The sequence below is a fragment of the Lentzea sp. NBRC 105346 genome, assembly GCF_030269605.1.
Taxonomy (GTDB): Bacteria; Actinomycetota; Actinomycetes; order Mycobacteriales; family Pseudonocardiaceae; genus Lentzea.
In genome coordinates, this window is sequence record NZ_BSTQ01000005.1 from 61,787 (window position 1) to 87,378 (window position 25,592).

21 protein-coding genes are annotated in these 25,592 nt (G+C 68.3%); 6 read left to right on the forward strand and 15 right to left on the reverse strand.

The window, feature by feature from the left end; all coding sequences use genetic code 11:
• The first annotated feature begins 56 nt into the window (after positions 1-56).
• The 3 genes from QSK35_RS12365 (at position 57) to QSK35_RS12375 (ending at position 6,229) form a co-directional block, all read left to right on the forward strand.
• On the forward strand, positions 57-1,307 hold the full coding sequence (locus QSK35_RS12365) for a D-alanyl-D-alanine carboxypeptidase family protein (protein ID WP_285745428.1): 1,251 nt from the start codon (positions 57-59) through the stop codon (positions 1,305-1,307).
• A 235-nt stretch (positions 1,308-1,542) separates the two neighbouring features.
• Entirely contained in the window at positions 1,543-5,337 is a 3,795-nt protein-coding gene (locus QSK35_RS12370) for an amino acid adenylation domain-containing protein (RefSeq protein WP_285745430.1), read from the forward strand.
• 10 nt (positions 5,338-5,347) lie between these two features.
• Positions 5,348-6,229 carry an EamA family transporter gene (locus QSK35_RS12375; protein ID WP_285745432.1) on the forward strand — a complete coding sequence of 294 codons (882 nt, stop codon included), beginning with the start codon at positions 5,348-5,350 and terminating at the stop codon, positions 6,227-6,229.
• Here QSK35_RS12375 and yhjD read toward each other — a convergent pair.
• The 8 genes from yhjD to QSK35_RS12415 all read right to left on the reverse strand — a co-directional run bounded on the left by yhjD (position 6,226) and on the right by QSK35_RS12415 (position 13,732).
• Positions 6,226-7,212: an inner membrane protein YhjD gene (yhjD, locus tag QSK35_RS12380; RefSeq protein ID WP_285745434.1), complete on the reverse strand. Its 987-nt coding sequence runs from the start codon at positions 7,210-7,212 to the stop codon at positions 6,226-6,228. The genes QSK35_RS12375 and yhjD overlap by 4 nt on opposite strands.
• Before the next feature lie 24 nt (positions 7,213-7,236).
• Positions 7,237-8,244: a tryptophan--tRNA ligase gene (trpS, locus tag QSK35_RS12385; protein ID WP_285745436.1), complete on the reverse strand. Its 1,008-nt coding sequence runs from the start codon at positions 8,242-8,244 to the stop codon at positions 7,237-7,239.
• Between the two features lie 12 nt (positions 8,245-8,256).
• Positions 8,257-8,427: a hypothetical protein gene (locus QSK35_RS12390; RefSeq protein ID WP_285745438.1), complete on the reverse strand. Its 171-nt coding sequence runs from the start codon at positions 8,425-8,427 to the stop codon at positions 8,257-8,259.
• Between the two features lie 121 nt (positions 8,428-8,548).
• Entirely contained in the window at positions 8,549-11,071 is a 2,523-nt protein-coding gene (locus QSK35_RS12395) for a bifunctional FO biosynthesis protein CofGH (RefSeq protein ID WP_285745440.1), read from the reverse strand.
• A gap of 52 nt (positions 11,072-11,123) precedes the next feature.
• Positions 11,124-12,719 (reverse strand): TIGR03767 family metallophosphoesterase, encoded by a 1,596-nt coding sequence (locus tag QSK35_RS12400; RefSeq protein ID WP_285745442.1) that lies wholly within the window; start codon positions 12,717-12,719, stop codon positions 11,124-11,126.
• Positions 12,720-12,801: 82 nt separating this feature from the next.
• Complete coding sequence (locus QSK35_RS12405) at positions 12,802-13,083, reverse strand: chorismate mutase (protein WP_285745444.1); 282 nt, start codon at positions 13,081-13,083, stop codon at positions 12,802-12,804.
• A gap of 3 nt (positions 13,084-13,086) precedes the next feature.
• Complete coding sequence (locus QSK35_RS12410; protein ID WP_285745446.1) at positions 13,087-13,434, reverse strand: HepT-like ribonuclease domain-containing protein; 348 nt, start codon at positions 13,432-13,434, stop codon at positions 13,087-13,089.
• On the reverse strand, positions 13,424-13,732 hold the full coding sequence (locus QSK35_RS12415; protein WP_285745448.1) for a nucleotidyltransferase family protein: 309 nt from the start codon (positions 13,730-13,732) through the stop codon (positions 13,424-13,426). The genes QSK35_RS12410 and QSK35_RS12415 overlap by 11 nt, the downstream gene beginning before the upstream one ends.
• A gap of 175 nt (positions 13,733-13,907) precedes the next feature.
• On the opposite strand from QSK35_RS12415, the gene QSK35_RS12420 reads away from it, so the two are divergent.
• Positions 13,908-14,168 carry a hypothetical protein gene (locus tag QSK35_RS12420; RefSeq protein ID WP_285745450.1) on the forward strand — a complete coding sequence of 87 codons (261 nt, stop codon included), beginning with the start codon at positions 13,908-13,910 and terminating at the stop codon, positions 14,166-14,168.
• On the opposite strand, the gene QSK35_RS12425 is transcribed toward QSK35_RS12420, so the two are convergent.
• Both QSK35_RS12425 and QSK35_RS12430 read right to left on the reverse strand, forming a co-directional pair.
• On the reverse strand, positions 14,165-14,956 hold the full coding sequence (locus QSK35_RS12425; protein WP_285745452.1) for an exodeoxyribonuclease III: 792 nt from the start codon (positions 14,954-14,956) through the stop codon (positions 14,165-14,167). The genes QSK35_RS12420 and QSK35_RS12425 overlap by 4 nt on opposite strands.
• 11 nt (positions 14,957-14,967) lie before the next feature.
• The gene (locus QSK35_RS12430; RefSeq protein ID WP_285745454.1) at positions 14,968-15,189 is read right to left on the reverse strand and encodes a hypothetical protein; all 222 of its coding nucleotides are present in this window, start codon (positions 15,187-15,189) and stop codon (positions 14,968-14,970) included.
• 161 nt (positions 15,190-15,350) lie between these two features.
• Here QSK35_RS12430 and QSK35_RS12435 point away from each other — a divergent pair, with 161 nt between their 5' ends.
• Positions 15,351-15,662 (forward strand): hypothetical protein, encoded by a 312-nt coding sequence (locus QSK35_RS12435; RefSeq protein ID WP_285745457.1) that lies wholly within the window; start codon positions 15,351-15,353, stop codon positions 15,660-15,662.
• 39 nt (positions 15,663-15,701) lie between these two features.
• Here QSK35_RS12435 and QSK35_RS12440 read toward each other — a convergent pair whose 3' ends face one another.
• The 5 genes from QSK35_RS12440 to QSK35_RS12460 all read right to left on the reverse strand — a co-directional run bounded on the left by QSK35_RS12440 (position 15,702) and on the right by QSK35_RS12460 (position 24,386).
• Positions 15,702-18,329 carry a helix-turn-helix transcriptional regulator gene (locus QSK35_RS12440; protein WP_285745459.1) on the reverse strand — a complete coding sequence of 876 codons (2,628 nt, stop codon included), beginning with the start codon at positions 18,327-18,329 and terminating at the stop codon, positions 15,702-15,704.
• 63 nt (positions 18,330-18,392) lie between these two features.
• Positions 18,393-19,703 (reverse strand): cytochrome P450, encoded by a 1,311-nt coding sequence (locus tag QSK35_RS12445; protein ID WP_285745460.1) that lies wholly within the window; start codon positions 19,701-19,703, stop codon positions 18,393-18,395.
• A 74-nt stretch (positions 19,704-19,777) separates the two neighbouring features.
• Entirely contained in the window at positions 19,778-20,065 is a 288-nt protein-coding gene (locus QSK35_RS12450) for an SH3 domain-containing protein (protein ID WP_285745462.1), read from the reverse strand.
• A 138-nt stretch (positions 20,066-20,203) separates the two neighbouring features.
• Positions 20,204-23,077: an NACHT domain-containing protein gene (locus tag QSK35_RS12455; RefSeq protein ID WP_285745464.1), complete on the reverse strand. Its 2,874-nt coding sequence runs from the start codon at positions 23,075-23,077 to the stop codon at positions 20,204-20,206.
• 85 nt (positions 23,078-23,162) lie between these two features.
• Positions 23,163-24,386 carry an NADP-dependent isocitrate dehydrogenase gene (locus tag QSK35_RS12460; RefSeq protein WP_285745465.1) on the reverse strand — a complete coding sequence of 408 codons (1,224 nt, stop codon included), beginning with the start codon at positions 24,384-24,386 and terminating at the stop codon, positions 23,163-23,165.
• 330 nt (positions 24,387-24,716) lie between these two features.
• Here QSK35_RS12460 and QSK35_RS12465 point away from each other — a divergent pair, with 330 nt between their 5' ends.
• Positions 24,717-25,523: a metal-dependent hydrolase gene (locus QSK35_RS12465; protein WP_285745466.1), complete on the forward strand. Its 807-nt coding sequence runs from the start codon at positions 24,717-24,719 to the stop codon at positions 25,521-25,523.
• The last annotated feature ends 69 nt before the right edge of the window (positions 25,524-25,592 follow it).

Here is a 25,592-nt window from a genome sequence, read left to right on the forward strand (position 1 = left end):
CAGTATCCGACGTGGCGGATGCAAGTCACTCAACCGGGGTGGATAGCCTGACCCCCGTGCCCTTCACCAAACGGCTCATCGTCGCCCTGGTCCTGATGACGGCCACCGCTGCGTTCGCCGCGCCGACCGGCACCGCCCAGCCGACGTCCTCGAACGCGTCTGCCTGCGCGAACCGCGAGACTCCGCCGCCTCCGGTGGACACTTCCGAACAGCCGAAGCCCGGCACCAAGGCGCCCGGACCGCTCGAGGTCCCGGAATCACCCGTCGGTGGCGACCGGCTCGGCGAATGCGGGCTCATCCTGCCGCCGAACGCGCAGCCGTTGCCGAACATCACGGCCGCCTCGTGGCTGCTCGCGGACATCGACAGCGGCGCCGTGCTCGCCGCGTACGACCCGCACGGGCGGCAGCGGCCGGCGAGCGTCATCAAGGTGCTGCTCGCCATGGTCGTGGCGAAGGAGCTGCGCGGCGACATCGTCGCCACCGCCACCGCCGAGGACATCGAGCAGGAGTGCACCTGCGTCGGCCTGCGCGACGGCGGCCAGTACACGGTGCGGCAGCTGCTGCAGGCGCTGCTGCTGTCGTCCGGCAACGACGTGGCGCACACGCTGGCCCGCCAGCTCGGCGGCGTGCCGAACGCGCTGCGCAAGATGAACGCGCTCGCCAAGGAGCTCGGCGCGCTCGACACCCGCGCGGTCACGCCGTCCGGTCTGGACGGTCCGGGCACCAGCACGTCGGCCTACGACGTGGCGCTGATCTTCCGCGGCGCGATGAAGTACCCGGAGTTCGCCGACGCGATCAAGCTGCAGCAGACTGAGTTCCCCGGTCGCAACGGCGGCACCATCACGCTGAACAGCGACAACAAGCTGCTCACCAGCTACGAGGGCGCGCTGGGCGGCAAGACCGGCTTCACCGACGACGCGCAGCACACCTACGTCGGCGCCGCGGAACGCAACGGCCGCCGCCTCGTCGTCACCCTGCTGCGCGGCCAGCAGACGCCGACCAGGATCGTCGACCAGGCCGCCAAGCTGCTCGACTACGGCTTCGCGATGGGCCCCGGCGGGGTCGGCCAGCTGGTCAACGGCGCGCCGCAGCCCAAGCAGAAGGTGACCACCACCCAGCCGCCCAACGTCGCGGACACCGCGGCGACCGGCGGCGACGGCAGGTCCGAGCGCTCCGCCCCGTCGGCTTTCGGCAACGTCGGCGGCCCCATCACCGCGGTCGCGGGCCTCGGCCTGCTGGCGGCGTTGTTCATGTACTTCCGCAAGAAGCGGGCCAGGGCCCGCAGGCAGGCCGCCCAGAGCGCCTGACCCACCGCACACCCGAACGCCGCCCGGCTCCTGCCGGGCGGCGTTTCGCTTACCACGAGCGGTTCCAAAAACTTATCCAATTCAAAACAACCAGCTGAGACGGCACTAATTTAGTAAAGAGCCGCACTTCGTTGACTGATGACCGACCCCTCGGATAGCTTCGACCGAGCCCCGGGTTCTATTCACCCTGCCCGAATGGAACCCGTAAATTCCACCCTGACCTTTGGGGAATTCCGTGTCGAACAATGCGGTTCTGCCAGCGTCCTCCCCCTGCCTGCCGGATTTGCTGGCACAACAGGTCGAGTTATACCGCCATAACACAGCGGTTATTTGTGGCAACGCAAATCTGAGCTTCGGCGAACTTCAGGAGAAAAGCCGGGCTCTGGCGGCCGAACTGCACGCGCTGGGTGTGGAACAGGACCATCCGGTCGGCATGTTCGTCGAGCCGTCCCTCGACCTGGTGATCGGGGTGTGGGGCGTCCTGTTCGCCGGCGCCGCCTACCTGCCGCTCTCGCCGGAGTACCCGGAGGAGCGCCTGCGGTACATGATCTCCGACTCCGGCACGAAGATCGTGTTCACGCAGGCGTCGCTGCGCACGCGGCTCGCCGGGCTGGTTCCCGCCGGTACGCGGATCATCACGCTGGACGACGTGGACAGACCTGATGGCGAGCCGGTCGGCCCACGTCCCGATGGTCTGGCGTACGTCATCTACACCTCGGGCAGCAGCGGCAGACCCAAGGGCGTGCTGATCGAGCACCGAAGCATCGTCAACCAGATGCGCTGGCTCGCGTCCGCGCACGGGCTGGACCGCACCAAGGTGGTCCTGCAGAAGACGCCGATGAGCTTCGACGCGGCGCAGTGGGAGATCCTGGCCTCGGCGGTCGGCAGCACGGTGGTACTGGGCAGACCCGGCGTGTACCGCGATCCGGAAGGCATCATCGACGCGATCCGCGCGCACGAGATCACCACGCTGCAATGCGTGCCGACGTTGTTGCAGGCGCTGGTCGACACCGAAGAACTGCAGACCTGCCACACGCTGCGGCAGATCTTCAGCGGAGGCGAGGCGCTGTCACGGATTCTGGCGACGAGCTGTCTGGAGAGTATTCCCGACATTACCTTAATCAACCTGTACGGGCCGACCGAATGCACCATCAACTCGTCGTCCCACGTCGTGGATCGCGCAGATCTGACGGAGGGTTCTCATTCCGTTTCGATCGGAACACCCGTAGACAACACGATCTATCGAATTCTTGACGGGAACCGCGAACCCGTCGCGGTGGGCGAGGTGGGTGAGCTCTACATCGGCGGAGTCCAGGTCGCGCGCGGCTATCTGAACCGGCCGGACCTGACCGCGGAACGCTTTGTCGGAAACCCTCCGCTGTTCCGGACCGGCGACCTCGCGTACTGGAACCCGGACGGCACCGCGCAGTTCGTCGGCCGGGCGGACAACCAGGTCAAGCTGCGCGGCTTCCGGGTCGAGCTGGACGAGATCAAGCTCGCCATCGAGACGCACGACTGGGTCCGCAACGCCGCGGTCATCGTCAAGGACGATCCCCGCACCGGCCATCAGAACCTGATCGCCTGCGTCGAGTTGAACTCGAAGGAAGCGGCCCTGATGGACCAGGGCAACGCCGGCGCGCACCACCAGTCGAAGTCGAGCCGGCTCCAGGTGCGGGCCCAGCTGTCCAACCCCGGTGTGCGCACCGACCTCGACGACCGCGAGACGATCGATCTGCCGGGCGCGGTCGCGACGCCCGCGCAGCGCAGGCAGGCGTTCGCGCGCAAGACCTACCGGTTCTACGAGGGTGGCCACGTCACGGCCGCGGACGTGCTGAAGCTGTTGGGCCACAGGGTCGAGGGCCGGGAACCGCGCGAGCCGGCGGCCCTGCCGTTCGCCGAGTTCGGGGAGATCCTCCGGTACTTCGGCCAGCACCTCAGCGACGAGCGGCTGCTGCCGAAGTACGGCTACGCCTCGCCCGGTTCGTTGTACGCGACGCAGTTGTACTTCGAGCTGCACCACATCGGCGACCTGCGGTCCGGGCTGTACTACTACCACCCGCAACGGCACCAGCTGGTGCTGATCACCGAGGTCCCCCGGGCAGAAGCGGCTCGGGTGCGGGTGCACTTCGTCGGCCACCGGCAGGCGATCGAGCCGGTCTACCAGAACAACATCCTCGAGGTGCTGGAGATCGAGACCGGGCACGCCGTCGGGCTGTTCGAGCAGGTGCTGCCCGCGTACGGCCTGGACATCCGCCCGGCCGGGTACACGCCCGAGGTGCGCGACCGGCTGGACTGCGCGGACGACGACCACTACCTGGGCTCGTTCGAGCTGGTCCCCTATGCCGGGCCCCGTGACGACGACGTCGACATCTACGTCCAGGCCCATCCCGGAAAGATCGCCGACCTGCCCGCCGGTCAGTACCGCTACGCGGGCGGCGAGCTGGCCCGTGTCTCGGACGAACTGGTGCTGCGCAAGCAGGTCATCGCCATCAACCAGGCGGTGTACGAGCGGGCGAGCCTCGGCATCAGCGTGATCAGCCGCAACGATGAGGACTGGCTGCGCTACATCGATCTGGGCCGCGTGCAGCAGCGGCTGTCGATGAACGACCTCGGCCTCGGCTTCATGTCGTCCGGATACAGCTCGAAGTCCGGCCACGACCTGCCGTCGGCGAAGCGGATCACCGCCGTGCTCGACGAGATCGGTGCGAAGAGCGGCCCGTCTTACTTCTTCGTCGGCGGCCGCGTATCGGAGGAGCAGCTGCTGCACGAGGGCATGAAGGAAGACGTCGTCCACATGAAGGGACCGGCGGAGATGATCAAGGACGACCTGGTCGACTTCCTGCCGGACTACATGATCCCGAACAAGGTCGTGGTGCTCGACGCGTTGCCGACGACCGCCAACGGCAAGATCGACGTGCTCGCGCTGCGCGCGTCCAGCCAGACGGACGTGGACGTCACCGACCGGCCGTTCGTCGCGCCGCGCACCGCCACCGAGCGGATCGTCAGCGGCTTCTGGAAGAAGCTGATGCGACGCGAGACGGTGTCCACACAGGACGATTTCTTCTCCACCGGCGGCAATTCGCTGATCGCGGTCGGCCTGGTCAACCGGATCAACCGCGAGTTCGGCAGCTCGCTGCCGTTGCAGGTGCTCTTCGAGGCGCCGACGATCGAACAGCTCGCGCGCCGCGTGGAGCGCGACCAGGGCATCGCCACGTCGCGTCTGGTCCCGCTGGCGCCGAGCGGGACGGGCGCCCCGGTGTTCTGCTGGCCGGGTCTCGGCGGCTACCCGATGAACCTGCGGACGCTGGCGTCGTACGCGCAGCGGCCGTTCTTCGGTGTGCAGGCCTACGGGATCAACGAGGGCGAGACGCCGTACGACACGATCCGCGACATGGCGGCCGCGGACGTCGAGGCGATCAAGGAGGTGCAGCCGCAAGGGCCCTATCGGTTGTGGGGCTACTCCTTCGGCGCCCGTGTCGCGTTCGAGACCGCGTTCCAGCTGGAGAGCGCGGGCGACGAGGTCGAGCACGTGTTCCTGATCGCGCCGGGATCACCGAAGGTGCGCGCCGAAGGCGATCCGGCCGACGCCTCGTACGACAACAAGGCGTTCGTGACGATCCTCTACTCCGTTTTCTCAGGCAGCATCAGCGATCCCGGTGTGCGTGCGTGCCTGGAGTCCACAAAGGACGCGGATACGTTCGCCGAGTTCATCGCCCAGCGGTTCCGCGACATCGATTCCGGTCTGGTGCGCCGGATCATGCGGATCGTCGACCAGACCTTCACGTTCGAGTACACGTTCAGCGAGCTCGCCGAACGCCGTGTCTCGGCGCCGATCACGATCTTCAAGGCGACCGGCGACGACTACTCGTTCATCGAGAACGCCGCCGGCTACTCGGCGCGGCCGCCCGCGGTCGTCGATCTCGCGGGCGACCACTACGGCCTGCTCAGGGAACCGGACATCGGCGAGCTGGTGCGGGCGATCCACCACCGCATCGAACGCCAGGTCGCGCTCGAGTCCCACGCCTGCTGAGGAGAATGCGGTGCAGAACAACAGACTGCTGCTCGACTCGGCCATCACCGCGCTGGCGCCGGCCATCTGGGGCAGCACCTACCTGGTGACGACCGAGCTGCTGCCGCCGGACCGGCCACTGCTCGCGGCGACGCTGCGTGCGCTGCCCTCGGGGCTGGTGCTGGTGCTGATGTTCGGCCGGGTCCTGCCGACCGGAATCTGGTGGTGGCGGGCGCTGGTGCTCGGCACGCTCAACATCGGCGCGTTCTTCTTCCTGCTCTTCTACGCGGCGTACCACCTGCCGGGCGGCGTGGCGGCGCTCGTCACCTCCGTCCAGCCGTTCCTGGTGCTGGTGCTGGCAGCGCTGCTGCTCGGCGACCGGATCCGGCCGCTGCACGTGATGGCCTGCGTGTGCGCGTCGGCCGGGGTCGCGCTGCTGGTGCTGAAGGCGACGGCACGGCTCGACTTCGTCGGTGTCGTGGCCGCGCTGGCCGGGGCGGCCTGTATGGCGTCGGGCATCGTGCTCACCAAGCGGTGGAAGCGGCCGGTCGGCCTGCTGCCGTTCACCGGCTGGCAGCTCACGGCCGGTGGTCTCGTGCTGCTGCCCGCGTTGCTGGTGTTCGAAGGACTGCCGAGCGAGATCACCACGACGAACGCCATCGGGTTCGGGTACCTGACGGTGCTCGGGGCGATCTTCAGCTACGCGGTCTGGTTCCGCGGCACCGATCGGCTGCCCGCGATCGGGATGTCGTTCCTCGGGTTCCTCAGCCCGCTCGTGGCGACGATCCTCGGCTACCTGTTCAAGGACCAGACGCTGACGATCCCGCAACTGGCCGGCGCCGTGATCCTGATCGGCTCGATCGTGCTGGTCCAGGTCACTCCGGCGCGCCGGCCGGAGCTGGTCCGTGCCTAGCGGCGTCTCCGGACGAGCAACGCCCCCGCCAGCGCGCCGACGCCGAGCAGACCGGCGGCGGTGCGCGGCGACGGGCCGGACCGCACTTCGACGATCGGCTGGATCACCGCGGGCGGCGGGGCCTGCACGGGTTCCGGCCGCAGGTTCTCGCGCGCGGTCGCCGTCCAGGCCGTCATGTACAGCAGGAACTGCGCGACCAGGTTGGCGAAGACCAGCACACCGATCACGGAACCGAACGCCGCGGCCGTAGGCGAGGAGGTCACCGTGGACAGGAAGAGGCTCGCGGCCTGCTTCAGCACCTCGAAGCCGATCGCGGCGGCGAGCGCGCCCCGCAGACCGGAAGTCCATCCGACGGGCTCGCGCGGCAACCGGGTCAGCACCCACAGGAACACGATCCAGTTGGCCAGCAAGGACAACACGACCGCGGCGAGCTGCACGAGGAACCGCGCCCAGCCGGCGTCCTCCAGTCCGAGCCAGCGCAGCACCAGGTCCGCGAAGCCGGTGCCCAGCACGGTGATGCCGAACGACACCAAGATCGCGAGTCCGAGGCCGATCAGCGCGGCGAAGTCCTTGACCATGGTCGACAGGAACGGCCGGTCCGCCTTCGGGTGCCCCCATTGCGCGGTCAGCGCGTCGCGCAGGTTGCTCATCCACCCGAGCCCCGAGAAGAGCGCACCGCCGAGACCGATGAGCCCGACCGTGCCCTTCGACTTCAGCGCCGTGGTCACCGCGGTGTTGAGCTCCTCGCCGAGATCACCGGGCACCGCCTTGGTGATGCTGTGCTGAAGGTCCGCCAGCAACTCGGGTTGCGCCTGCAGCACGAACCCCGCGATCGAGAAGCCGATCATCAGGATCGGCACCAGCGAGAGCACGCTGAAGTACGTGACCGCTGCGGCGTAATGGGTTCCGTAGCTCTCGGTGTAGCGCTCGTAGGCGCGCATGATGTGATCGAGCCAGGCGTACTTGCGCCGCAACTTGTCCACGATCAAGACGCTAGCCCACCAGGACTAGGCGGGCGCGACGAAACCGATCTTCTCGTACGCGCGGCGCAGCGTCACGGACGCGACCTCGCGTGCGTGCTCGGCGCCACGGGCCAGGATCTTGTCGAGTTCGGCCGGGTCGTCGAGGTACCCGCGAACCCGTTCCTGGATCGGCGTCACCCACTCGGCGAACACCTCGCCCAGGTCCTTCTTCAGGTCGCCGTAGCCCTTGCCGTCGTACGCGGTGACGAGATCGTCGATCGTCCGGCCGGACAGCGCCGAGTAGATCGTCAGCAGGTTCGAGACACCCGGCTTGTTCTCGGGGTCGAACAACACCTCGCGACCGGTGTCGGTGACCGCCGAGCGGATCTTCTTCGCCGACTGCTTGACGTCGGCCAGCAGCTCGACGACGCCGCCGGGGACCGACTTGCTCATCTTCGCCGTCGGGTCCTGCAGGTCGTAGATCTTGGCGGTGTCCTTGACGATGAACGCCTCGGGCAGCCGGAACGTCTTGCCGTAGCGCGAGTTGAAGCGCTGGGCCAGGTCGCGCGTCAGCTCGAGGTGCTGGCGCTGGTCCTCGCCGACCGGCACGAAGTGTGCGTTGTACAGCAGGATGTCCGCGGCCTGCAGGATCGGGTACGTGAAGAGGCCGACGCCGACCGCGGACTCGTTGCGCGCCGACTTGTCCTTGAACTGGGTCATCCGGCTGGCCTCACCGAAGCCGGTGATGCACTGCAGGACCCAGCCCAGCTGCGCGTGCTCCGGCACGTGCGACTGCACGAAGAGCGTCGACCGCTCGGGGTCGATGCCCAGCGCGAGCAGCTGCGCGGCGGACACGCGGGTGTTCTGCCGCAGCTCCTTGGGGTTCTGCTCGACCGTGATCGCGTGCAGGTCGACGACGCAGTAGAACGCGTCGTGGTCCTCCTGCATCCGCACCCACTGCCGCAGCGCGCCCAGGTAGTTGCCGAGGTGGAACGAACCGGCCGTCGGCTGGATACCGGACAGGACACGCGGGCGCGAGACAGGAGCGGACACGGCGAAATCTTCTCAGACCTGCTCGGGGTCCGGGACGACGCGCTGGTTTTGGGGTGCCACGGGCGCGGGCTTGCGCCTGCGGACCAGGCCGTACACCAGGCCGCCGATGCCCGCGGTCACCGCGATCAGACCAACCGGACCAGCGGCGGAGATGGTCGTGCTGCTCTCCGCTACAGCACTCATGACCAGAGTCAAGCCGTGCACTGCCCAGCCTCCATCACCGTTACGGGTGAACTCTCATCACTGAATGGTCGCCAAGCTACCGAACATCGGTAGCGCGCATGGGGTGTTTGGAGACTATCGGTCACCGATCTTGGGTTGTCACCCGCCCATATGTAGTAGTCCGCTGCCTGGCCGTGCGACCGGCCAGCGCGGCCGTCGCGACCAGCTCCTCGACCGTGCGCGCGGAGCCGTGCTCGGACCCGGCCATGCGGCTGATGGTCTCCTCCATCAGCGTGCCACCCAGGTCGTTCGCACCGCCCCTGAGCACCTCGGCGGTGCCGTCGTCGCCGAGCTTGACCCACGAGCACTGGATGTTGTCGATCCGGCCGTGCAGCGCGAGCCGGGCGAAGGCGTGCACCGCTCGGTTGTCCCGCCGCGTGGGGCCGGGCCGGGCGACGCCGGCCAGGTAGATGGGCGCGTTGCGGTGCACGAACGGCAGGCCGACGAACTCGGTGAGCCCGCCGGTGCGGTCCTGCAGCGCCGCGAGCGCCCGGAAGTGCCCGAGCCAGTGGCCGGGATGGTCGACGTGGCCGTACATCATCGTGCTCGACGAGCGAATGCCCAGCTCGTGGGCGGTGCCGACGACGTCGAGCCAGGTCGCGGCGGGGAGCTTGCCCTTGGTGAGCACCCAGCGCACGTCGTCGTCGAGGATCTCCGCGGCGGTGCCGGGAATCGTGTCGAGGCCGGCGTCGCGCAGCTCGGTGAGCCACTCCTTCACGCTCACGCCCGCCTTGGCCGCGGCGCTGACGATCTCCATCGGGCTGAACGCGTGCACGTGCATGCCCGGAACACGCCGCTTGATCGCCCGGACGATGTCCGCGTAGTACGTGACCGGCAGCTTCGGGTCGATGCCACCCTGCATGCAGACCTCGGTCGCACCCTCCCGCCACGCCTCCTCGGCGCGGTCGGCGACCTCGTCCACGCTCAGCCGGAACGCGTCCGCGTCCCGCTCACGCTGGGCGAACGCGCAGAACCGGCAGCCCACGTAGCAGACGTTCGAGAAGTTGATGTTGCGGTTGACGACGTAGGTGACGTCGTCGCCGACGGTTGCCGCGCGCAGCTCGTCCGCGAGGCGCGTCATGGTCTCCAGGGCGGCACCGTCGGCCGTCAGGAGCGCCATGGCGGCGTCGGTGTCCTCCAGGAGCCGCGCCGGGTCGTCAGCGGCGATCCTGAGCGCGCGGGCGGCGTCCTCGGGCAACCGCTCCGGGGCGCTCGGGACGGTCAGCTCGGACCAGTCGCCGTAGACCTCGTTGAAGTCGCCGCGCCGGTCGGACGTGCGGCCCTCGGTGTCGATCGCGGTGTTCAGGTCCGCGCGGCCGAACGTGTCGAGGCCACCGTCCGGCTCGTGCCAGTCGCGGCCCACGACCTGCGCGGAAGCGTTTGCGAGGCCGTCTGCCTGCGCCAACGCCTGGACGTGCTCGGTGATCCGGGTGTCGATCCACTGGCCGGGCGCGGCCCGCACGTAGCGCGGGTAGACGTTGAGGCGTTCCTTGAGCCGGAACCCCTCGGCCTCGGTGATCTTGGTCAGCAGGTCGATGTGCGGCCACGGCTGCTCGGGGTTGACGTGGTCCGGCGTGACGGGCGACACGCCGCCCCAGTCGTCGATGCCGGCCCTGAGCATGAGCGCGAACTCGTCGCCGACCAGGTTCGGCGGCGCCTGCACGCTGACCGTCGACGGCATGAGCAGCCGGGCGACCGCGATCGTGGCGGCGAGGTCCTCCAGGTCGGCGTCCGGGGTGTTGCGCATCGCGGTGTCCGGCTTGGCCCGGAAGTTCTGGATGATCACTTCCTGGATGTGGCCGTACTGCTTGGCGATGCCGCGCATGGCGTGGATCGACTCGGCACGCTCGGTGAGCGTCTCGCCGATGCCGATGAGGATGCCGGTGGTGAACGGGACGTTGACCCGGCCCGCGTCCGTCAGCACGCGCAGGCGGGTTTTCGGATCCTTGTCCGGGCTGCCGTAGTGCGGGCCGGTCTTCTCGGTGAAGAGCCGCTCGGCCGTCGTCTCCAGCATCATGCCCATGCTGGACGCGACGGGCCGCAGCCTGGTCAACTCCTCCCAGCTCAGCACACCGGGGTTGAGGTGCGGCAGCAGGCCGGTCTCCTCCAGCACCGCGATGGCGCACGCGCGCACGTAGTCCAAAGTGGACTCGTAGCCGCGCGCCTCCAGCCACTCCTTCGCCTGCGGCCACCGGTCCTCCGGCCGGTCGCCCAGCGTGAAGAGGGCCTCCTTGCAGCCCTGCTCCGCGCCCTGTTTGGCGATGGCGATGACCTCATCGCGTTCGAGGAACGCGGCGGGCAGCTTGTGCGGGACGGTGGCGAACGTGCAGTAGTGGCACCGGTCCCGGCACAGCCTGGTCAGCGGGATGAACACCGACCGGCTGTAGGTGACGACGCCCTGCCGTCCTTCGGCCGTGAGGTGCGCGTCCCGCACCCGGCCGGCGGCGGCGAGCAGTGTGTCTAAGTCCGCGCCACGCGCATGCAACAGCACGGCCGCCTCGGTCACGTCCAGCACGGCGCCGTCCGAGGCCCGCCGCAGGGCGCGCCGCATCGCGGCCTCGCTCGGGCGGGGCTCGGGCGGAGTTACGGAGATGTCCACTGCCACGTCAACGACGATAGGCAACGGGCATTCCCATTCACTTGTCGAGACCTGTGACCTAACGCACCGTCAGTAACAGTTCCGTGTTCCGGTCCTGCGGCTGACCGAGCCTGGCCGAGTTGAGATGCACGTCGTTGTACTGGAACTCGCGGGCCAGCGAGGCGAGGCCCCGCTCGCTGAAGTCGTCGTAACTCGCCTGGTAAGGGGCGTCCGGCTCGATCAACGTCGTGAACAGACTGAGCGTGCCGTCGCCGTTGTCGACGACCTCGATGATCCGGGCGTGCTGCGGGTAGTCGACGTGCGCCGCGGTGTTGATCTCCCAGAACGTGCCGTGCGGGGTGATCTCGTTGCGGTGCGTGTGCCCGTTCACCCACGCGATGACCTTCGGGTACTTCTGCAACAGCCGCACCAGCGCGTCCCCGGTGAGCCGCGGGTCGAGCGGGCGCCGCCGGTCCGGCAGGACATTGCCCATGCTCCGGCTGGTGTGGTGGCTGAACACGATCACGAAGTCGCTGGTCCGCCGGAGCTGGTCCTCCAGCCACCGGTACTGGTACCAGCCGATCGACCCGTCCGCGAAGCCCGCCAGGTTGGTCGTGTCGAGGCTGATGCCGGTGACGCCCGGCGCGATGCGGAACGTGTAGAAGACGTCCTTGCCGTCGGCGTTGTCCGACGTGTAGCCGTGCCCGACGGGTCCGGGGCCGGTGTTCTGGAGGTGTGCCCTGACGAACTGGCTCGTGCTGAACGGCGCGCGCCGCGCGTCCGGCGTCACCGTGCGGACGACGCCCTTGGTGGTGATGAGGCCGATCGCTTCTGGGACGTATTTTGGATCGTGCAGGGCCTGCGCCACCTTCGCCGTCTCCGTGGTCGTGCCGAAGCCGACGATCTTGTGGCGACCCGTGTAGAGGCTGTCGAGCAGGCCGTCCGGCAGTGAGCCGACGACGCTGTCGTCGTGGTTGCCGATCGTGCTGTACCACGGGATGTTCAGGCCGGGGCTGGTGAACGGCTGGATCGCCTTGTGCAGCAGATCCGGCACGTATGGGAAGCCCTTGGCCTTGTAGTCGTCTTTCGCGGTCGTTTCGGGCTGCCAGTACTGGGCAAGACTCGCGTTCTGCACGCCCTCGAACCGCGCCGGGTCGCCGGTGTTGGGTGTGATCGTGCCGCCGTTGAGTACCTTCAGGAACCATTCCAGCTCAACGGTTTCGTGGTTGTCGGTGTTGTCGCCGGTGGTCATCAGGAAGTCGAACCCGCGACCGGTGAACGGGCCCTGCTTCAGCTGGTTCACCTTGCGCACCAACGCCGTCGACGCCTGGTTCGTCAGCGTCTCATGTGGACGATGTGCGCCACTTCCGATGTACGGGTGCACATACTCGAAGCGCATCGGGCTCTGCGCGTCGCAGATGTGCATGTCCGAGAACTGGACGAAGGCCGCCAGCGCTGTGCGCGTGGTTTCCCTCTTGGGTAAGGCGTTCGCGAGATCTGTGCGTACTACGAGTGGCCAGCCCGGTCCCGCCTGCAGGCGCCGGTAGCCCGTCGATCCGATCGGAGTTGCCGCTACTTCCAACGTGGTGCCGGTCGTGCTCCCGGCCGCGATGAGCGGCACTCCGGAGATTCCGACCCCGACCGCTTGCAGGAACTGACGCCGGTTGAACCCCATGACCGTCTCTCCCATCCCCGTTGATGAGACCGTTTCAGGTTCCGGGAACGGGCAGGTGAAGTCGATCGGTCAGACGGCGTACTCAGCGGTAACGTTCGTGCTCCGAAAGTTCTAGATCGATAAAAGCCCTGATCATCGCCCGCCAGACGGACTCGGCGACGTCCGGAGCGAGGCCGGCCTGCTCGGCTTTCGCCCGAACGTTCGCGATCACCTGTTCGACTCGGTCGGGGGCGCGGACGGCGTTCTCGTCCTTCTTGAACTTCGCGGCTTGTTCGACCAACTGCTGGCGGTCGGCGAGGAGGCGGACGAGTTCGGTGTCGATCGCGTCGATGCGGGCGCGGACTTCGGCGAGCGATTCGGGCACGGGTCAACCGTCCCGCTCAGCCAAGAGCTGTCGAAGCTTTCGCTCCAGGGCCGGCAGTTTGTCGGTGAGAACCTGCCACACCAGTGCGTCATCGACGGAGGCGTACCCGTGGATGAGGATGTTGCGGAAAGCGACGATGCGCGGCAGCTCGGCGATAGAGGCTGCAAGCTCGGCATCGACCTTCGACAGGCTGTTCAGCGCCTCACCGATGATCTCGAACTGCCGCTCGACCGCCGAGCTCAGCAATGCATCGGCCTGATAGTCCGCGAACGACTTGCCCTTGCTGAACTCGGCCAGCAGCTCGGCGGCGCGCACCGCATCCCACAGATACGTTCGCGGATCACGCTGCATACAACGTTTCCCTGGTGTCCATGACCTGCTGCCGGAAGTACGGGTTGCGGATGCTCGAACTGCTGACGAGGTCGACCGGACGGTCGAAGATGCGCTCCAGCCCTTCCTTCAACGCGAAGTAGCTGCCGAAGTAGTCGAATCCGGGGCGAGCGTCGAAGTCCACGAGAATGTCGACGTCGCTGGACGTGACGTCGAACGTCTCACCGACCGCCGAACCGAACACGTCGAGGCGACGGACGCCCAGCGTCCGGCACAGGTCCCCGATCTCGGCCAGCTTGGCCGCGACGGTCTCGTGCACGCTCGTCACCTCCTGGTCACGATTGTGCCCGATCTCCGCCCTGCGACCAGTCAGACGCCGCGCGCGTCACCGTCCGTCACTCGAATTGAGATCAACTTCGCCGGATCGATCTCTCCAGCATTGATCGATCGGGGCCGAATGATCATGCAGACCCACGAGCGAAGGAGAGCACGAGATGCGGAAGACGATGTCAGCGGTGGTCGTGACGGTGGCAGCCATGGCGTTGACGGCGGGTGTGGCGCAGGCGGACAACGACTCCAACTTCGGAGGCGGGGTCAACGCTGCTAACAACTGGAACTTCACCGCTGCGGCTGTGTGCCTCCAGGAGGTCGCGGTCGTGCCCGTGCTCGGCGACTGGGTGGGCGACCACGTCAACAACTGCTCCAACGGCAACGTCATCGACCACTCGGGCGGCGTGGGCCTCCAGATCGGCTAGGCGTAGGTCACCGTGACCGGCGCGTGGTCGGACCAGCGCTCCGCATACGTCGGCGCGCGCTCGACCACCGCCGACACGGCCCGCCCGGCCAACCCGGCAGTGGCGACGTGATAGTCGATCCGCCACCCGGAGTCGTTGTCGAAAGCCTTGCCGCGGTAGGACCACCACGAGTAGGGCCCGGCGACCTCGGGATGCAGTGACCGCACCACATCCGAGTACCCGGAAGCGAACACGGAGTCCATCCACGCCCGCTCCGAGGGCAGGAACCCGGAGGACTTCTGGTTGGTCTTCCACGCCTTCAGGTCAAGAGCCGTGTGCGCGATGTTCCAGTCACCACACACGAGCACCTCACGCCCGTCCGCGGCCGCCTTCTCGCGCAGCTCCACGAGATACGGCAGGAACGAGGCCATGAACCGGTCCTTCTCGTCCTGCTTCGGCGTGCCGACATCGCCCGAAGGCAGGTACAGCGATCCGACGACGACCTCGGGCAGCTCGATCTCCACGTAGCGGCCGGACGCGTCGAACTCCGCGGAGCCGTAACCGATCCGCACCGCGAGCGGCTCGACCCGCGACAACAGCCCGACACCGCTGCGCCCCTTCACGGAGCCGTGCGCGTAGATGGCGTGCCAACCAGAAGGCTCGCGGACGGACGAAGGAAGCTCGGCCGACTCGGCGCGGACCTCCTGCAGGCACACGACATCGGCCGACGTGGCGGCGAGCCACGGGAGGAAGCCCTTGCGGGCGGCCGCGCGCAGGCCGTTGACGTTCACGGTGGAGACTGTGAGCACGACGCCGGAGCCTAGTCGCGGCCGAGAACCGCCCAGCCGTGCGGGTATTGCGCACCGCACCCCGTGCAGTGCGCCTTCAGGCCGAGGTACGACACCAGCGTCGCGTTGCCCTCCGGCTTGGGCACGCCGGTCAGGCGCTGTCCGTCGAGTTCGGTCACCAGACCGGGCCACTCCGGCGAGCAGGCGCAGGTGGTCACGCCCTTGCGGCCCCACCGGAACACGTTGAACAGCATGCCGCCATTTTGCCATACGCCACCGAAGGCGTTTGCGTTAGGGATGCCGCGCTTCGGCGACCACGAATTGTTTACGTTGAACCCTTGTCGATCTCAACTGGAATAGGCAGGTTGTCGGTGGGCCCAGAAATCTTTCCCCCGAGTTCGACAAGGAGAAAGAAATGAACGCGATCAAGGGTGTTCTCGTCGGTCTCGCCGCCACCGGCGTCCTGTTCTCCGGCGCGCAGGCCGTCGCCGCTCCCACCCCGACCTCCGCCTCCACCGAGGCGAGCGCCACCGTGACCGGCGAGGTCGTGGCCATCGTCGACACGAAGACCATCAAGGTCAAGGTCGACGCCGGCACCACCGTCACCGTGAAGATCGACGCCACGACGATCATCTCCGGCGAGATCGAGGTCGGCGCCACGATCAACGTGAACGGCAAGAAGGTCGACGGGTCGATCGTCGCTTCGGGCATCATCGTCATCGGCTGATACGAGCGGGGGCCGGTTACACAAAAACCGGCCCCCGACTCAGTTCAGCACATCGGAGAGAAATCGTCGCCCACGAATTCCGAGTTTTCGGTAGGCGCGGGTGAGGTGCAGTTCCACGGCACGCGGGGTGACGAACAGCTCCTCTGCGATCTGCCGGTTGGTGAGACCCAGCATCGCGCGCCGCACGATGTGCTCCTCTTGCGCGGTGAGCGCCTTCGGGTCGGCGTTGACCGTCCGCGACGGCCGGCCGCCCGAGGCCCTCAGCTCCCGCGCCGCGATGCCCATCAACGGCACCGCGCCGCACCGCTTCGCCAGGTCATGGCCCTGTCGCAGGGCCGCCTGTGCCTCCGCCACGCGATCACACCCGCGCAGCGCCGCACCCCAGTCCACCAACGCGCGCGCCAGCTCCAGCCGCGCGGACGTGGCGCGCAACGTCGCGACCGCCTCGCCGAGCACCGTCACGGACGACGTGACGAGCCCGCAGGCCCGTTGCGCCACACCGATCGGCACGGGTTTGCCCCACTCCCGCGCGAGCCGCAGTTCCTCCGCGGCCAGCTGGCGGGCGCGGTGGACGTCCCCGAGCGCGAAGTACGCGAGCGCGGCGTGCGAACGCCACGGGTGGATCGCCGGACTGCGCGCGCCGCCGCGTTCCATCCGCCGGCCGCACTCCAGGTGGTCGCGCAGCGCGCCCTCGACGTCGCCGAGCGCGGACCGCAGCCGGCCCCGCTGGTGCAGCACGGCATAGAAGTGCGCGTACTCGGGCAGGTCCGCCTCGAGGTCCATCTCCTTCAACAGGTTCAGCGCCGCCCGCGCGTTGCCCGCGTCGACCCGCGTGCCCACCAGACCCGACACCGTGATGACGACGTTGCCGTCCTTGTTGACGCCCAACGTGTCCAGCAGCGCCAGCGAGGCGAGGCCACAGATCTCCGCGTCCCGCAGGTCGCCGAGCCGGCGCGCCACGTGACACCGCAGGCCCTGCACCAGCGCGGTGCACATCGTGAGGTCGTTCTCCTCGGCGGTCCGCAGCACCTCGGCGCACTTCTCGTCGGCGAGCTCGTACTCGCCCAGGCCGAGCAGCGCGACGACGAGATGCGCGAACGACCACTGGTCGATCAGGTCCCGGCCGATCCGCACCGGCAACGCCGACCGCACGCGGCGATGTGTCTCCCGCGCGTTGGTGCCGACCATCGAACCTCGGTAGGCGAGCAGCAGGTTGAGGAACCGGTCGTTCTGCACGGACGTCATCCGGGCGTCCGACAGCCGGGCCACGCGAGCCTCGACGTCAGCCGATTGGAACGACTCCTCCAACGCCAGCGCAAGCGCGTACATGTCCAGCCGCTGCGCCAGATCTGGATCCATTGTGGACACACGCGAGGTCGCGGTCTCCAATGTGGCGATGGCATCCGGGTAAAGCCTCCGGCTCGCCAGCTCCCACGCGAGCAGCAACGCCATGCGCCCTTCGGCGGAGGCGTCCATGTGCTGCCCGGCCGCCTTCGTCAGCGACGCGCGCGCCGCCTCCGGGTCCACGTGGGACTGCGCCTCGCCCAGCTCGATCAGCACCTCGGCGCGCACGTCGTCGGGCAACGGCTCGCGCAGCAGCCGATGCAGGTACTTGATCGCCTTCTCCGGGGTGGCCCGCCGCGCCGCGTCGAGCAGCGTCTCGCGGACCCAGTCCGTGCCATTTTGGGGACCGATCACCGATGCGCCGAGCAACTGGTCCGCGACCCGTGCGACCGGCGCCTGGTCCCGGTGGCAGAACAACGCAGCCCTGGTGTGGATCTCCGAACGGTCCAGCTCGGTCATCGCGGTCAGCAACGAGGTCCCGATCATCGGCACGTCGGCGAACCCCATGCCTGCGAGCGTGCGCGCGGCGGCGACGGCCGACTGCGGGTCGAGTCCGGCGCCGGCCGCCGCGAGGGGCAGGTCCTCGCCGCCGAGCACCGCACGGGCCAGCGCCAGCGCCACCACCGGCTCGCCGTGTTCCCGCATGCGCGCGACCAGGTCGGCGGCGCGTTCCGCGGGGTCGCGGCGGCACAGGGCCAGCAGGTACGGGTTGCCGCCCGTGGCGATGCGCCAGCCGGTGATCAGCTCGTCGGTGGCGCTGGAACGGAAGTCCGCGCGGATCATGCGGGCACACGCGTCCTGACCGAGCCCAAGGAGCCGGATCCGCCGTGCGTCACCGACGATCTCGCGCAGCAACACGGGATCGACGCCATCGGTGGCCAGGCCGCGCGTCACGGCGAGCAACACGGGCAGCTCACCGAGTCGTCTTCGCAGGTATGCCAGGAACTGCAGGGACGGCCGGTCCGCGTGCTCCAGGTCGTCGACCGCGAGCAGCACGGGTCCCCGCGCGGCCAGGCCCTGCACGGTCCGGTGCAGCCGGTGCAGCGCGGCCTGGTCGGAGAGCTCGAGGATGCCGTCGGCCTCGGCGTCGAACAGCTGGCTGGCCGCCCCGAACCGGAACTCCGTCTCCGACGCCGAGCATTGCGCGTGGAACGTCCGGAAGCCGTGTTCCTTGGCGAGCCTGAGAACCTGCGCGAGCACCGCGGTCTTGCCCATCCCGACGCGCCCCTCGACCGACACGACCGCGGGCACCTCGGCCAGCGCCGCCCGCACCGCGGCCAGCTCCGCTTTGCGGTCGAGGGAAACAGGATTCGCAACCGCCACTCGCGCGCCCTCCCGAGCATTGACCCGGCGAACACCGCGGCGTTGCGTTCGACTGGCTCTGGGTTAGGCCAGCTGGCGCAACAGTATCGAAGCGGGCTCGACCGTGGAAAGGGCTTTCCGCGACCGGTATCCCACCCGGCACGGAGAGGCCGGCCACTTCGTCTTCATACCCCGCACCGGCCGGGGTGTGCCGTCGAGCAGTTCGAGGTCGAAATGGGACAACAGCCGGGAGATGACGATCCTCATTTCCAGGTGCGCGAAGTGCACGCCGGTGCATCGGTGCAGGCCACCGCCGAACCCGATCAGCTTGGCCCGTTCCCGCCTGCCCGCCTCGAACCGGTCCGGCCAGTAGTCGTCCGGCCGCTCGTGCTCCTCGGGCAACCGATGTGAGACGCAGGGCGCGGAGAAGACGAGCGTCCCATTTGGAACGGTGAACCCGTCCATCTCGAAGTCCTCGACCGCCTGACGCGCCTGGATGTACGCGACCGGGTGCAGCCGTTCGGTCTCGTGCAGGCAGCGGTCGAGGTGCTTGGTGTCCTCCCGCGCCCGGCGGAGATCGTCCGGGCTGCCGAGCAGGTCGGCGACGGCCCACGCGATGTGCCCCGTCGTCGTCTCGTGCCCGGCCCACGTGAGCAGCAGCACCAGGTTCACCAGCACGAGATCCGGTACGCGGGCACCGTTCTCATACCGCGCCTCGGCGAGCGTCTGCAGGAAGTCAGCCGGCCGCACCGGGTTGCGGCGCCGGTCGCGGAGCATGTCGCCGATGGCGCGGCGCAACCGGTCGCGCGACCGGCGGCTGCGGATCAGCCGCGGCAACGGCAGCCAGTCCGGCAGGAAGAATCCCATGCCGCCGGAGAACCGCCGGAACTCCGCGAAGAAGTCGCGGTCCATTCTGGACGCGAAGTCGGGTCCGAGGAAGCAGCGCGCGGCGATGCGCAGCACCAACGGTCCGAGCTCGTCGACGAGGTTGAACTCCCCCTGGTCACCGAGCTGTGCGATGAACTTCGCGGTCTCGCACTCGATCGCCGCGACGTAGCCGTCGAGCTGCGCGCCCTGGAACCGCGACAGGACGATGCCCCGCTGGCGCCGGTACTCCTCGGGGTCGGCGAAGACGTAGAACTCGGGCGCGAACATCCGGTCGAAGAACGGATAGGCGACCCGGATCGACAGCCTCTTGTCCGTCTCGCCGTAGAAGAACCGGTTGCGCTCCTGACCGAGCAGCACGACGGCCCGACGTCCGGGCAGGTCCAGCGAGAACAGCCCGCCGTGCTCGGCGTGACCGCGCCGGATCAGGCGTTCGGGCGCGGCGAAGAACTCGGCGAGATGGCCGATCACCGGCTTGGCGCCGGAGACCATCGGTGGCGTGTGCGACATAGGGTGCGCACCGTACAAGCCAGTTGGGACGCACACCCGTCATCTGTCTCAATTGGACAGTCGCGTGTGGACTGCTACTTGCAGGTGCTGTCCGACGTGAGCGCCACGAACTGCGAGCTGACCCACCGCCGGTCGCTCAGCATCCGGTACCCGTTCTCGACGCGCCCCTCGGCGTTGGCCACCGCGTCGCGCTGCATCGTCGACACGATGGGCTGCATGTCGCCCGGACCGCTGCGCACGTTCAGGATGTCGGCGGTCACCGTGATCTTGCAGATCTGCGGACCGTTCGTGTCCTGCATCGGCTTGCCGCCGTTGACCAGGTACATGACCCCGGCCACGCCGAGGACCCCGATCACGATCATGCCCCTGACTGGGATGCCCAACATTGGCCGCCTCCTGCGTCGCACCCGCCCTGCGCTGCAGATATAGCGCCTATTCGGCGTGATCGGCGGCGGCGTCGCCCGAACCACCCAGCAATCGCACCGAACGGGTGAAGGGCTTCAGCCCGCGATTACGGAGGTGCGAGCGCGGGCGGCGCTCTCGTCGAGCTCGAGGAGCCCGCGCAGCGGGTTGCGGGCCGCCCGCTCCCGCCGGGTGCCGTGCACCATCAGGCAGGTGATCAGGACGGCGACGACCGCCAGCGCGCCCAGGAACAGCCACCCGCCCGTGACGTACGCGAGGCCTGCGACCGCGGGTATCCACAGCGACAGCAGGATCCACACCACCGCATTGGCGAAGGCCGTCCAGTCGTCCCAGGTCACTCCGCGGCGGAACTCGTCAAAGGTCGCCAAGGCCACCATGAAGACGTCGACCGGACCGACATCGGAGAAGGAGATCGCGATGAGAACGGCCCCGGTGATCACCACGTAGCCGGCCCATCCCCAGATGAGCCAACTCGGTGCGGTCTTCGCGATCGCCGTCCACACCACCAGGCCACAGAACCCCGCCACGAGCGCCTGACACAGCACGTTGACGGGACTGCGGTTCAGCCGGAACGAGTCGTCCTCACTGCGGACCTCGACCCAGTCCCGCTCGCGTACCCCGACGTCGTTCCGGTGCAGGTTCGCGACGAGATGGGCGCGCAGCCGGGGGGCCATCCAGCGGAGGAGATGACGATGCGTGCTGCTTCCGGTCGCCTCTTTGACCCACTCGGACAGCGCGAGGTCGACGTGCTCGGGCAGTTCCCGGTTGGCCGACACGCGCTGCAACTTGTCGAAACCCTTGATCCAGTCGATGACCACGGCGGGCAGGCTCAGACTTCGCCCCACGTGCATCGCGCACAGCGGAACGCTGATCCGCGGATCGATGTACTGCGGAGCCCACTGGTAGGGGTGCTCCACTGTTCCCGCCACCAGATGGGCAATCCGGCCCATCGTGCGGGTGATGTCCGCGGACTCGTCGTCGAACGGAGCCCATACCCAGTCACTGCGCGGCCAGCCGTCGCGTGGCTGTGCGTCGCGCAGGGCCAGCTCGATGTCCGGGCTGGAGACCAGCTCCGCCAGGTACCAGGCCGCGCGTGCGGCGATCGGGTCATCGCTCCAGATGAGCTCGCTCAACGCGAGCGCTGCCGCCGGTGTGCCGATTCGGTGGAGCGCCGATGGCGCCGCCATGTCACGGACACCGCGCAAGGCCACGACGGCGAGGTCGCCCATGGCGATCAGCTCGTCGAACGCACCGAGCTGGAACAGCACGCCGGCCGCCTGGGGAAGCTTCGTGGCGGCCAGTGCCTGCTTCGCCGCCAGCCCACGGTCTCCGCCCTCCGAGGCCGCGTTCACCAGGTAGTTGTAGATCCGGCGGCCGCGCACCCGTGGATCCGCCGCGACCGCGCCGAATGCCTTGATGACCGCGGGATGCAGGTCGCCGAGCCGCTCCTGGAAGTGCCGGGTGATGCGGTCGGCGAGCGCGTCGTCGATCAGCTGCGCGTCGGCGAGGCACTCGAAGGCGAGCACGTCGTCGAGCTCGAACACCTCCCGGACGACCGGCGCGCAGTCGGTGCTCACCGAGCCGCACCACAGCTTCACGGTCTCCCGCCAGTCGTCCGGCGCCCACCGGTACCGCTCGAGCAGCCCGGCCGGATCGTCCTTCAACGCCTCGGCGGCGAGGAACTCCTGCAAACTGAGGTGCGCGAACTGGTAGCGCTCGCCACCGTCCACCGCGATCAGCAGGCCGCTGCGCGTGACGATCTCGTCGAGCACCGCGCCGACCTGGTCGCTCGCGAGGTTGAGCCGGGGCAGCAGGTCGCCGATCTCCTGGACAACGCGTTCGTAGGACAACGTGCGGCGGTCCGCGTCGTGCACCGGGATGTCCTGCGCCACCAGGGCGAGTCGCTTGAGCACAGCCTTCTTCGCGGGACCGGGGAAGCGGTTCGCGGTGTGCTTGAGCTTGCTCAGCAGCTCCTGCGTCGCCTCCTGGTAGAACTCGGCGCGGGAGTGCGGCAGCGTCTGCCCGTTGCCGTACAGGTAGGCGATCATGGTGAGCAGCAACGGGTTCCGGGCAAGCTGCATGATCCTCGGGTTGTCCCGCAACGCGGTCATCACCTGCTCGACCGAGTCGAGTCCCGGCCACTGCCGCAGGAAGCGCCGGACGAGCCGTTCGTCGAACTCCAGCACGTGGAACGTCGCGGTGATGTCCGGCGCGAGCTGGCGGTGGTAGATCGCGGTGCGGCACGTCACGACGATCTGGCACGCGGGATAGGCCTGGGCGAAGTCGCGCAGCCGTTCCGCGACCCGGTCGCGGTCGGCGGCGTTGACCTCGTCCAGACCGTCGAACAGCAGCGCCAGCCCGCCCATGCGCAGCGCGCGGTCGACGAACCGGTGCGCCTTGGGGAAGCCGCCGCGTTCGAACTGCTCGACGACCAGCTGCTCGAGCGAGCTGGTGTTGCCGTTGCAGCGGTGCAACTCCAGCAGCACCGGCACGCGGCCCCGGCCGTTGCCCTGCGCCCACGTGAGCATGGAATGCCGCAGCAGCATGGATTTCCCCGCGCCCGGCGGACCGAGGACGACCACGTGCTCGGTGTCGCGGATCTGCTGGTAGGCGTCGTCGGCGCCGCTGACGCCGACCGCCTGCAGCGGCACGTAGATCGTGCTGACGTCGAGGCCGAAGTCGGCGGTGAACAGCACGGGCAGCTTGGCGGACGTCAGCGCCACCTGCTCGCGGTACGCGCGCAACGCGTGCCGGCGCATGATCCGGGTGCCCGCGAGTGCCGCGCCGATCCGTTTGACCAGCTTCTCGACCAACGCGGGCAGCCACTTCTTCGCGCCCTCCCACAGCAGGAGCAGCAGCACGACACCGACGACCGCCCAGCCCCAGCCGATGTCCGCGATCCGGTTGAGCTGATCGAGGTTCACGCTGGTGTCTTCGACCCGCTCGCGCACCGTGCTACGGCACCCGGCGCATCTCACCCGAACAGCGCAAAGGGCCGCCCCGGCGTGCGGGGCGGCCCTTCAACGAACCGTCAGATCAGAAGGAAGCCATCTTCTTCTGCAGGTTCTCGTCCAGCGTGGCGAGGAAGTCCTCGGTGGTCTGCCACTCGGCGTCCGAGCCGACCAGCAGCGCGAGGTCCTTGGTCATCTTGCCGCTCTCGACGGTCTCGATGACGGTCTGCTCCAGCGCCTCGGCGAAGCGGATGACGTCCGGGGTGCCGTCCAGCTTGCCACGGTGCATGAGGCCGCGGGTCCACGCGAAGATCGAGGCGATCGGGTTCGTGGAGGTCGGCTTGCCCTGCTGGTGCTGGCGGTAGTGGCGCGTCACCGTGCCGTGCGCGGCCTCGGCCTCGACGGTCTTGCCGTCCGGGGTCATGAGGACCGACGTCATCAGGCCGAGCGAGCCGAAGCCCTGCGCGACCGTGTCGGACTGCACGTCACCGTCGTAGTTCTTGCAGGCCCAGACGTAGCCGCCCTCCCACTTCATGGCCGCGGCGACCATGTCGTCGATGAGGCGGTGCTCGTAGGTGAGGCCCTTGGCGTCGAACTCGGCCTTGAACTCCTCGTCGAACACCCTCTGGAAGATGTCCTTGAACTGGCCGTCGTAGGCCTTGAGGATCGTGTTCTTGGTCGACATGTAGACCGGGTAGCCGCGCTGCAGGCCGTAGGAGAACGAAGCCCGCGCGAAGTCCTCGATGGACTTGTTGTAGTTGTACATGCCCATCGCGACACCGCCCGTCTCCGGGTACTCGGTCACGACGTGCTCGATCGGCTCGGAGCCGTCGGCGGGCTGGAACGTGATCGTCAGCTTGCCGGCGCCGGGGACCTTGAAGTTGGTCGCCTTGTACTGGTCGCCGTGGGCGTGACGGCCGATGATGATCGGCTTGGTCCAGCCGGGCACGAGCCGCGGGATGTTCGAGATGATGATCGGCTCGCGGAAGACGACACCGCCGAGGATGTTGCGGATCGTGCCGTTCGGCGAGACCCACATCTTCTTGAGGCCGAACTCCTCGACGCGCGCCTCGTCCGGGGTGATGGTGGCGCACTTGACGCCCACGCCGTGCTTCTTGATGGCGTTGGCGGCGTCGATGGTGACCTGGTCGTCGGTCGCGTCCCGGTGCTCGATGCCCAGGTCGTAGTACTCCAGAGTGACGTCCAGGTACGGGTGGATCAGCTTGTCCTTGATGAACTGCCAGATGATCCGGGTCATCTCGTCGCCGTCGAGCTCGACGACGGTGCCCTGAACCTTGATCTTGCCCATAACTGCGGGCGCTCCTCTCGCGACGATGCAAGCAAGACAAGCGTACTGGTAAACCGGCGGCGCCCGTCTGCGACCCTGCTCACCCTGTCACACGGCGGCGCGGTCCGTCCTCCGGCCGGAGGGATCCACTCGTCGCCGAGCAACACCGCCGCCAGTCTCGTCCGTTCAGGGCCGCGCCGCCTCTTGGCCCTGTCCGGGGCACGCGCTCAACGTCCAGCCCCTGGCCGGCCATCGACCGTTGAGCCGGGTCTGGGCGATATCCGTGAGAACTGTCGGTGCGCACGGCTACTGTGCGCTCGTTCAGGTGATCTTGCAGAGGGGGCGGCTGGGTTGTCGACCGGACCAACGCATGCGATGAGCGGACTGCTGGCGTGGTCGGCGGTGACCGCGCTGGCCGCGAACCACCCCATCGGCCAGCTGAACGTGCAGAGCTGGGCCGTCGGCGCGGTGCTGGCGACCGGCGCGGCGCTGCTGCCGGACCTCGACCACCCCGGTTCGACGATCTCCCGCACGTTCGGCGCGATCAGCCAGGGGTTCTCGGCCGGCATCAACGCGCTGAGCAGCGTCGTCTACCGCACCACGCGCCTGAAGAAGGACTCCAAGCGCGACGGCGGGCACCGCGGGCTGACCCACACGCTGATCTTCGCGGTGTTCGCGGCGGTGTTCACGACGACGGTCGTGCAGACCAGCCAGAAGTGGGCGCTGCCGGTGATGATGTTCCTGTTCGCCGGCCTCGCCGTGCGCGGGATCATGAACGACTGGTGCCCGCGTCAGGACGCGTTGTGGATCACGCTCGTGTCCGGCGGCATCACGTGGGCGATGATCGCGTGGACCGCGCGGACGGACGCGAGCGCCGCGGCGTGCGGCATCGCGGTCGGCGTCGGGTGCGTCGCGCACTACGTCGGTGACGCGATCACCGAACAGGGCTGCCCGATGCTCTGGCCGATCCCGATCGCGGGCAAGACGTGGTTCCCGGTCGCGCCGCCGAAGATCCTGCGGATGAAGACCGGTGGCGTGGTCGAGATGGCGATCGTCGGCCCGATCGTGACGATCCTCGCGGTGTGGCTGGGCCTCGCGGCCCTGCAGAACACCGGTGTTCTGCCGTTCCTGAGGGGTTTCGACCTGCTTCCGCTTTAGTCTGTTCGCTTTCCAGCCAATCGGCGGATACCTCCTCCTCACCCAATCGGACTAGCCTCCACGCGCCGC

Bases quoted from the DNA above. Each gene is read 5' to 3' on its own strand.
- QSK35_RS12435 (WP_285745457.1), top strand. From the start codon at position 15,351: ATGAACGCGATCAAGGGTGTTCTCGTCGGTCTCGCCGCCACCGGCGTC.
- QSK35_RS12445 (WP_285745460.1), bottom strand. From the start codon at position 19,703: ATGTCGCACACGCCACCGATGGTCTCCGGCGCCAAGCCGGTGATCGGC.
- QSK35_RS12420 (WP_285745450.1), top strand. From the start codon at position 13,908: ATGCGGAAGACGATGTCAGCGGTGGTCGTGACGGTGGCAGCCATGGCG.
- QSK35_RS12400 (WP_285745442.1), bottom strand. From the start codon at position 12,719: ATGGGGTTCAACCGGCGTCAGTTCCTGCAAGCGGTCGGGGTCGGAATC.
- QSK35_RS12460 (WP_285745465.1), bottom strand. From the start codon at position 24,386: ATGGGCAAGATCAAGGTTCAGGGCACCGTCGTCGAGCTCGACGGCGAC.
- QSK35_RS12430 (WP_285745454.1), bottom strand. From the start codon at position 15,189: ATGCTGTTCAACGTGTTCCGGTGGGGCCGCAAGGGCGTGACCACCTGC.
- QSK35_RS12410 (WP_285745446.1), bottom strand. From the start codon at position 13,434: ATGCAGCGTGATCCGCGAACGTATCTGTGGGATGCGGTGCGCGCCGCC.
- QSK35_RS12450 (WP_285745462.1), bottom strand. From the start codon at position 20,065: ATGATCGTGATCGGGGTCCTCGGCGTGGCCGGGGTCATGTACCTGGTC.
- QSK35_RS12390 (WP_285745438.1), bottom strand. From the start codon at position 8,427: ATGAGTGCTGTAGCGGAGAGCAGCACGACCATCTCCGCCGCTGGTCCG.